Annotated in this window: 5 protein-coding genes and 1 tRNA gene; 3 read left to right on the plus strand and 3 right to left on the minus strand. The window is 66.3% G+C overall.

Features of this window, described 5'->3' with window-relative positions; genetic code table 11:
- A partial coding sequence (locus EJK15_RS66085; protein WP_171075373.1) for an Ig-like domain-containing protein occupies nucleotides 1-2,693 on the plus strand: 2,693 nt, incomplete at its 5' end.
- 72 nt (nucleotides 2,694-2,765) lie between these two features.
- Entirely contained in the window at nucleotides 2,766-3,809 is a 1,044-nt protein-coding gene (locus EJK15_RS66090; protein ID WP_138720405.1) for a hypothetical protein, read from the plus strand.
- A gap of 432 nt (nucleotides 3,810-4,241) precedes the next feature.
- Here EJK15_RS66090 and EJK15_RS66095 read toward each other — a convergent pair.
- Nucleotides 4,242-4,314: transfer RNA gene (locus EJK15_RS66095), tRNA-Arg, on the minus strand.
- A 1,005-nt stretch (nucleotides 4,315-5,319) separates the two neighbouring features.
- Between EJK15_RS66095 and EJK15_RS66100 the strand changes: the two genes are divergently transcribed.
- Entirely contained in the window at nucleotides 5,320-6,306 is a 987-nt protein-coding gene (locus EJK15_RS66100) for a M15 family metallopeptidase (protein ID WP_240778068.1), read from the plus strand.
- A gap of 6 nt (nucleotides 6,307-6,312) precedes the next feature.
- Here EJK15_RS66100 and mscL read toward each other — a convergent pair whose 3' ends face one another.
- Entirely contained in the window at nucleotides 6,313-6,711 is a 399-nt protein-coding gene (gene mscL, locus EJK15_RS66105; RefSeq protein WP_138720407.1) for a large conductance mechanosensitive channel protein MscL, read from the minus strand.
- A 23-nt stretch (nucleotides 6,712-6,734) separates the two neighbouring features.
- Nucleotides 6,735-7,157: RcpC/CpaB family pilus assembly protein (locus tag EJK15_RS66110; protein WP_240778069.1), on the minus strand; the 423-nt coding region annotated here is incomplete at its 5' end.

A 7,157-nucleotide genomic window follows, 5' to 3' on the forward strand; every position in this document is an offset into this window, starting at 1 on the left:
CCCCCGACCCGGGTCCCGACACTACCCCGCCGACGGTCATCGGCACGTTCCCTGACAAGGACGCCACGGACGCCGAGCGGAACATCCAAATCAGGATCTCGTTCAGCGAGGCGGTGACCGAGGCCAGGGTAACCGTCAAGAACCCCGACGGCGTCGAGGTGGCGGGCACCTCCGCGATGGACGTGCAGGACACCGTCCTGGCTTTCACACCCGGTCAGGCCCTCTCGGCGAGCACTCGCTACACGGTCGAGGTCACCGGTGCAAAGGACGCCGCAGGCAACGTCCTGGCGGCCGCGCACGCCTTCTCATTCACCACGGTGCAGCCCGACGCCACACCACCCGCGGTCGTGGCGACCGACCCGGTTCACGAGGCCACGTCGGTCGCCACGACCACTGCGGTCAAGGTGACCTTCAGCGAAGCGGTGACCGGCGCCCAGATCGCCCTCAAGAACGCGGCTGGCGAGCCCGTCGCCGGCACGCTCTCCGCCGACCCGGCGAACACCGTGGTCACGTTCACACCCAGCCAGGGGCTGGCTGCGGGGACGACGTATACGGCCACGGCGAGCGCCGCGAAGGACGCCGACGGCAACACGATGGCCGAGCACACCTGGTCCTTCACCACCGCTCAGGACCTCACCCAGCCGACGGTCAGCGACCTAGACGTGACCCCGGCCACCGAGGGCGAGGACGGCTGGGTCACCTCGACTCTCACTCCGACTCTGCACGCCAGGGCCATGGACCCGCAAGACCGTTCCATGACGGTCGGCTTCGAGTTGGAGACCGCGGACGGCACGCCGATCTGGGCGGGCACGGCGGCGAACGTGCCGTCGGGTTACGTGGCCTCCGCCACCGTCCCCACCGGCAGGCTGGTCGACCTCCAGCATCTGCGATGGCGAGCTCGAGCCAGCGTCGGTACCGCCGCAGGAGCCTGGTCCGATTGGCAGAGCCTGACGGTCGATGTCTCCAAGCCGATCGTGTCCGACCTCCAGGTGACACCTTCCAGCGCCGGAGAGAGCGGCCTCATCACCTCCTCCCTGACGCCGTCGCTGAGGGCCCGAGCCATCGATCCGGAGGGCCGTTCGGCGACGATCTCATTCGAGCTGGAACACGATCCGGAATACGGGTCGAGCGGTAGCATCTGGGCAGGCACCGCGACAAACGTGGCATCGGGCTCCCTAGGCACCGCCACCGTCCCCACCGGCAGGCTGGTCGACCTCCAGCATCTGCGATGGCGCGCTCGAGCCAGCGTCGGTACCGCCGCAGGAGCCTGGTCCGACTGGCAGCCTCTCTGGGTCGTGACCTCGGCCACCGCCAGGGCGAAGACAGCCCAGACTGCCTTGGCCGCGAAGAAGTTCCCGTACGAACACGTGACCCATGAGGAATGCCAGGCGCAGGTCGGCAAGCTGAACCTGCCCGACATGGACGGATCGCTGCACCGGAGGGCATGGTGGTCCAAGAACTCCTTCAGCATGTGCTACGCCATGTGGATCGGAGAGCGGGAGGAGGACGGATCGGTCGACCGCAACACACCGCTGTTCAGCGACACGCAGTGGTACGCCCGCATGACCATCATCTTCCGCACCTTCGTCGGCAGAGCGGCCAAGAGCGGCGTGCCCAACATCAACGCCAGGAACCCCGCGCATCCCAACGGAACGGCGCTCAGCGGAGTGACCAGCCGTCAGATCAAGGCGTGGATCCGCGTGGACAGAGTGAACCTAATCGACGACGACTGGGCAGACCGCACGTTCAAGGTTGGGCTCGGAGAGAAGGGCACGAAATGCTCGGCCACGTACGTGGACGGGAGCGGCCAGACCAAACCGCTGGGAGACGGTCGCGAAGCCACCGTGGCGCAATGGCGCGACGGCGGTGACTTCGAGATCACCCTGGACGTGCCGTGGGACGGCCTCAACCACCCCGACAAAGCGGGCACCTGCAGCATCTTCCCGTCGATCAAGTACACCAACAACCCAGAGCTGCCGGACAACTACCAGACGCTGAACCCGATGCGGGACGGCAAGCGGTGGGACCAGTACTTCATCTGCGACAGCGCCACCTGGATCACCGCCTACAGCGGCGGGTGCGTGGTCGGCACCATCAGGCCTGTCTTCATCCTCGACGGCAACGAAGCGAAGGTGCGGGAGACGGTCTCCCACCTGGAGAGGGCCCTGTACAGCCCCAACCTCACCGATCCGGATCCCCACCCCGGGAAATGGATCCCCGGCCGCTTCGACTGGAAGAACCCAGGATGCGAGCGGAAGGTGGGCAGGATCGACGGATGCCTCCACCGGACCCTAGACAGAACCGTGATCGACCGGAACAGGAGCATCGCGATCCCCGCATGCCGCAAGATCAAGCCGGGATACAGGAGCCCGGAAAGCTGCGACGAGTACCCGTTCGCCTCCACGATCGAGGGGGCGTACAGCCCGGTGCATGACTACTCAGTCAGGCTCATTGCCGTGAAGGACAACTGCTCGTCCGGATCCCGCCTGGGCGTGTGGTACCAGCGCAACCGCATCAGGGAACGATCGCCATTCTGGGTCGACATCAAGCTGCCCGGGCAATCCAGACCCGTGAGCGGAGCACCCGGGGTCGTGGTGACCAACCCGTTCCCGGACGAGGTGCTGGACTTCAACGGCTGCACCGTGGACGGCATCGGACCGAACATCGTGGGCCCGCCGGGACCAGGAAACTGATCAGATGATGGGTGGGGCGGCGACACACCGCCCCACCCCCGCCCCCTACCGGAAGACTGAAGCAGAACGACGATGAGCCAGTATTTCGACGCCTACACGGACGCGCACTCCTACCTCCCCGAACAGGCGTGCCTCACCTGGATCAGGACCGACGACCTGGAACAGGTCATCCACGCGTTGGGTGCCGATCCGGCCGAGGCGTCGGAGGAAACCTGGACCGACCTGATCGACGAGGACTCCGGCGAGGACGTGCTCGCCGCGCGGTACGGCGGCTGGACGCTCCTCATGGAGCCGTTCACCTGTCACGGCACGAGCGAGCCGGTCCTGAGCGCGGGCCAGGAGGTCTACAGCCTCCGGTGGACCGTCAACCACGACGTCGTCGTCTCTTACGCGCGCGCGGGCGAGATCGTCAGCGCCTTCGATCCCCTGGATCTCGAAGGCGCTGACCGGGCCTGGGCCGACCGGGTGAGCGAGGACGAATGGCGGCGGGATTGGCTGGCCGCTGCGCTCGCCCAGGGGGAGGAGCTCTCAGGTCTCCGCCTGGACCGTGCCTGGCTGGCCCGCCCGCATCTTGCCTTCACGCCCGCACCCGTCCAGAGGCGGCCGCCGCTCCGGCTGGACGCGGACATGAGAGCTGCCGTGGCCGCGGACGCGCGGCTCGCGGCCATCGTCGCCGATCCCGCCGAGGACATCCTGCCAGAGGTCATCGCCTATGCCGCTGAGCTCGCGGTCGCCATGACCGGCCTCGACGGCCCCCTCGTCGAGGAGGCCCTGCGCCTGATCGCCGAGCGCGAGTGGAACTCCGAACGCGCCCGGGCAGCGGGCCGTGAGCTGCACACGCTTAGCCGGAGTCTCCAGGAGCAGGCCCGGGCCGTCTTCGACGGCACGGGCGGCATGTATCCCGGCCACGACACCGAGCACGGTCGGCTGCTCCTGCAAGACAAGGCCGCCCAGACCCTGATGTGCCCCCTGGGAACGAGCCGCCCCCTCCCAACCGTGGCCAGGGAGACCGCCCGGCTGGCGGGACTGACCCATCTGAACGAGGACGACGACGAGCGCCAGCGCGTACTGTACGCGGTCGCGTACTACGTGGACATGGACGACAACTGGCTATAGCCACAAGCTGATCGCGACCAACTCAGCGCACGCCCCGCCATCGGGAGGCAAGGATACGGTCAGGGAACCGTCTCGGTCGCCGAGGTGGTCGTGCGCGGGCATGAGGTGACGGCTGTGGTGCGCGATCCCGAGAAATACGCGCATCTGGCGGCGGTGGCCAAGGGCGTCTCCGTCGCTTCGGCGGGCCGGGGGCAGCCGAGACGGGGTCCGGTTCCGTATTCCTACGGTCGTGAGGTTGCTGGAGGCCGTGGATGACTCCGAAGCAGTGTCTGACCTGGGGGAGTGCCGTCAAGATCATCCCGCGTATATCCCGTGATCATGGTCCTACGGCTGCATACGGGTGCCCTCGGCGACCTACCAAGGGCCTGGGAAGCAAAAGACCTGCGGCCGGGAAACCGCAGGTCAGAGGGCAAAATGCCTGGTAGAGAAGAGTGCCCCCGGCAGGATTCGAACCTGCGGCACCCGCTTTAGGAGAGCGGTGCTCTATCCCCTGAGCTACGGAGGCGGACTCCCGTAAGCCTAGCGAAAGTCTGGCACTGCGTGGGACGTGGGACTGGGATGAGTTTGGCGGGGTTGGTTATGGGTGCTCTGAGCTGCGGTAAAGGCATGACAAGTGATCAGATTCGTGATCGTCGCCCGTGGATACCGTCTGCCTGTGACCAGGAGGCGATGCAGGCAGGTGCGGCGGCGGCCCGTTGTGTTGTTCGGGGCGTTGCTGGCGCCGGCGATCCTTGCCGGGGGGTTGCTGGCCGGTGAGATGCGGGGGTTTGAGGATGTTGTTGCGTCTGCTGGTATGAGCGGCGGTGGGGGTGGGGGCGTGCTGGTGTTCGAGCCGGTGTTCGTGCCTGCGCCGGCTCATCCTGATCGGGTGTACGAAGGGGTCGTGCCGGCGCCTGTGCGGGTGGTGTCGACGGTGCCCCGGGGTGCGGAGTCCGATGCCGCGGTCGTTCGTCCCGCTCCTGGGGTTGAGGAGCCCTATGCGCCTGTGCCTGCGCCTGTGCGGCGGCCTCGGGCTGGGTGTCCGGGGGAGTGGGAGGACACCTGGCTGTGGGAGTTGTGCCGGGAAGAGGAGCTGGGAGACTTTCAGGGGTTTGCTGACAGTTTGGCGCCTGGGATTTGAGTGTCGGTTGCTACGGGGGTTGGTGTGACGCTCCGGTGGATGGGGTTTGCCTCATTGCTTGGGGCGGTTCAGGGTGCCTTCGGAGGTCGTGGTGGGTGGGGCTTGAGGGCGGTTTGGGTGGGTGCGTGTGGGGGCTCCAGGTGATGGGGCCGGGTGAGGATGTGGCTGGTTGCGGGGGGTGGTCGTGCAAAGTGGGTTTTTTGTCTCATAACAGCTCTCTGGAGTTCGGTCCGGACACTCCAGGGGCTGTAGTAACGTGCGTGCCTGACCCGGGTAACGAGTTTGCATACGGAGGAGTCGAACGTGCCAGCCCCTCGATCAGCGGGTCTGATCGCGGTAGTCATGGCGGTGGCTTCTCTCTTTGTGCCTCCTACTCAGGCTCAGGCGAATGTGCGGGTTCAGGAACGGCGGGATCCGGGGAAGCTGACTGAGCTGCGGAGAGAGGCTGAGCGGTCCGCGAAGGAGCTCGAGGAGGCCACCAAGGCCCTCGATAAGCGGCGGATAACCATCGCGACCTCCGAGAAGCAGCTCAAGAGCAAGTTGACGGCTCTCCAGGAGATGGAGCGGCGGCTTGCGGTGATGCGGCAGCCCGTGTCGCAGATGGCTGAATTGCTGTACGAGCAGCCGGTCGCGGCGCAGGGCCTTCTGCCGTTCCTGTCCGGGGGCGCGGATGAGCGGACTTTGCGGGCCCTCAGCGATGCGTCCCAGATGGTGGCCACGCGGCAGCAGGCCGTTGAGCAGACCAGTGCGCTGCACACGGAAGCTCAGCGACTGGCGGCCGAGGCTCAGGAGCTTCGGGCGGGCAACCTGCTGGCGGAGGCGCAGATGGCGGCCGAGGTCGACACGTTGCGGCAGCGCTCCGACAAGATCGTGAAGTCGCTGACCGCGGCACTGGTGAAGCTCGGGATCAAGGTGGACAAGGTGGGTCGGGCGGCGCTGGGGTGCGATCCGCTGCGGGCGGCGACGGCCGGTGACTATCCGAACGGGCTGATTCCGAAGGGTATGCTCTGTCCGTTGCAGCAGAGGGGGTTCAGCCTGCGGGCCGACGCCACCATCGCGTTCGTGAGCTTGAACGAGGCCTATCGCAAGCGGTTCGGGAAGCCGATCTGCGTCACCGATGCTTATCGGAACCTTGCTGAGCAGCAGTCCATCTACTATCGGCGGCCGGGGTTCGCGGCCGTGCCGGGGCGGAGCAACCACGGGCTCGGGCTGGCTGTGGACCTGTGTGGCGGGGTGGAGAGGTCGGGGTCCGCCGAGTTCGTGTGGATGGAGAGGAACTCCAAGAAGTATGGGTGGTTCCATCCCTCCTGGGCCTACAGCAGCCCGTTCGAGCCGTGGCATTGGGAATACGATCCAAAGATCGATTCGCTGCTCTGACCTGATCTAGACGGAGGCTACCTCGGCGCTGCAGAAGGCGCAGCGGGAGGCCGCCTTCGGGATCTCCGACAGGCACTCCGGGCAGTCACGGGTCGTCGACTCGACCTTGGCGGCGTTGCGCTCCTTGATATGCGTGTACGGCTTGACCACCAGGAAGTAGACCACCGAGGCGACCATCAGGAACGAGATGATCGCGTTGAGGAAGTTGCCGTACATGAAGTTCGACTGACCGATGGTGATCTTTAGTGAGGAGAAGTCGGGGAGGCCGCCGAACGCCGAGATCAGTGGAGTGAGCAGGTCGGCCACGAACGACTGCACGATCGAGTTGAAGGCCGCCCCGATGACCACCGCGACGGCCAGGTCTATGACGTTTCCCCGCATGAGGAACTTCTTGAATCCGTTCATGGGAGGGCATCGTAGCCGAATGATTACCTGGTGTTAGACGCGATGGTGATCGACAGGCGGGCGCTTGCTTGGGCTGCTGCCAGTTCCGCTGCTTGGGTCGAGGTCGTGGCGAGTACGGCCAGGGTGCCGTGGTTGTCCGTGCTGCCGGTGGTCGTTGTTGTTGCGGCTGGGATCGTGATCACTGTTACGGCTTCTGCGATGGTGCGGGCGGGGTGGGTTTCCTCCCAGGCGGCCAGGACGTTGATCGTGGAGCCGGGGGAGATCAGCTTTGCCGCTTCCGGATCGGCGATGCGTACCGGGGTGGCGACCATGCCTGGTGGCAGGCGGTGGGAGTGCAGGAGGCGGGCGTCCGTGAGGGGCTCGCCTCGGCGCATGGGGGAGGTCAGGTAGCGGCCCGTTGCGGTAGTTGTTGTGCGTATTGCTCCGTCTGGGGGGTTGTTGATGGA

This window comes from Nonomuraea basaltis (assembly GCF_005893125.1).
Classification (GTDB): domain Bacteria; phylum Actinomycetota; class Actinomycetes; order Streptosporangiales; family Streptosporangiaceae; genus Nonomuraea; species Nonomuraea basaltis.

Coding starts and splice junctions, on each gene's coding strand:
- EJK15_RS66090 (WP_138720405.1), top strand. CDS start 2,766: ATGAGCCAGTATTTCGACGCCTACACGGACGCGCACTCCTACCTCCCC.
- mscL (WP_138720407.1), bottom strand. CDS start 6,711: ATGAACGGATTCAAGAAGTTCCTCATGCGGGGAAACGTCATAGACCTG.